The sequence below is a fragment of the Allobosea sp. CER48 genome (assembly GCF_044752385.1).
Lineage (GTDB): Bacteria > Pseudomonadota > Alphaproteobacteria > Rhizobiales > Beijerinckiaceae > Allobosea.
In genome coordinates this window covers 1-1516 of the sequence record NZ_JBIWYK010000621.1, presented here as the reverse complement: position 1 = coordinate 1516, position 1516 = coordinate 1, and the positions used below count along the sequence as shown (strand labels likewise).

Annotated in this window: 1 protein-coding gene and 1 pseudogene; both read right to left on the bottom strand. The window is 66.3% G+C overall.

Annotation, left to right across the window (positions count from 1 at the left end; translation table 11 throughout):
- Nucleotides 1–280, bottom strand: a pseudogene (locus tag ACIPIA_RS16075) (hypothetical protein); the annotation flags it as partial.
- Between the two features lie 17 nt (nucleotides 281–297).
- Entirely contained in the window at nucleotides 298–1350 is a 1053-nt protein-coding gene (speB, locus tag ACIPIA_RS16070; RefSeq protein ID WP_400510976.1) for an agmatinase, read from the bottom strand.
- Nucleotides 1351–1516: the final 166 nt, after the last annotated feature.

The window sequence follows — 1516 nt, the reverse complement described above, 5'->3', positions numbered from 1 at the left end:
CGATGCGCACCTGCTTCTGAACGATATTGATCAGCGCCGGAATGTCCGCAGCGCGATAAGGCCCCTTGCCGAGAATCGCGGCCTCGTTCCAGATATCCGTCAGAATCCTGCTGTCGACAGGATCGCTGAGTCGCGGCAGCGTCTGCTTGCCGGGCGTGGCCCGCGCCGCGCTCTCGACCGAAGCGACGGCGGCGTCCGCATAGGCGGCCCCGTTCTCCGGCACCTCGGCGCGCGCCGCGAAACCCAACAGGCAAAGCCCGCCCAAAGCGGCGAGCCGCATGATCGAACCGAAGCGGGTCATGGTCTTCCTTTTCCTGCGACGCGAGCCTCTGCAAGGAGGCAGAGCTCGGTGAAGAGCACCTGCGCCGCGCATTGTGCGGTGTTACTGGTCGCATCGTATTGTGGCGCCACCTCGACGACGTCAGCCGCCACGATGTCGCGCCCTTTGAGCGCGCGCAAAATCGCCAGCGCCTCGCGCGGCGTCAAGCCGCCGACTTCCGGCGTCCCCGTCCCGGGAGCAAAACCGGGATCGAGCGAATCGACATCGAAGGAGACATAGGTCGGCCCCTCCCCGATCACGCCGAGCGCCTTGGCGATCACCGCTTCGAGGCCGAGCTCGTCCACTTCGTTGGCGTGGATCACCGTCATCCCGGAATCATAGGAAAACTCCCAGAGATATTCGGCGCCGCCCCGGATGCCGATCTGGATGACGCGCTCGGGATCGAGCACGCCGTCGAGCACCGCCTGGCGGAATGGCCCGCCATGATGGAATTTCGACCCTTCATAGGGGCCGGACGTGTCGCAATGCGCGTCGATATGCACCATCCCGACCGGCCGCTTCGCACCGACCGCCTTCAGGATCGAATAGGTGATCGAGTGGTCGCCGCCGACTGCGAGCGGCGAGACACCAGCCTCGACGATGCCGCGAAAGGTCGCCTCGATATCTTCGTGGCAGCTTTCGAGCGAATAGCGCGAGCGGAACGGCACGTCGCCGATATCGGCGGCCTTGATCATGGTGAAGGGCGCGGTGCCGAGCGCATGGTCCATCGGCCCCATGCGTTCGACGGCACGCACCGCGCGCGGCCCCAGCCGGGCGCCCGCCCGGTTGGTGACGCCCAGGTCCATCGGCACGCCGATGATCGCGACATCGAGCCCGCCGAGATCCGGCTTGGCCAGGGCATCCGGCCGATAAGGCGCGCCGACGAAGGTCGCGACATCGGCGAAGGGCCATTTGCGCCGGTCGCCGGTGAACTGGGCAGTTGCGACCCGGGCGAAATGGGGATCGCGAATGTCGCCGCCGCCGGCTCCAGCATAGCGCTGCCGCAGCTGCCTGAGCTTGTCCTGATCCATGCCTGACCTCCCCCGTAGGCGCGCCGTCAATCCGGAATGCGTTCGAGCATCGTCACCGGGCCGCCTTGATACTCGACCTGCCCGAAACTCTTGTAGCCGAGCTTCTGCGCGACTCGTAAGGAGGCGTGGTTGTCGGGTGCTATGATGCAGACGCTGCGTTGCGCGC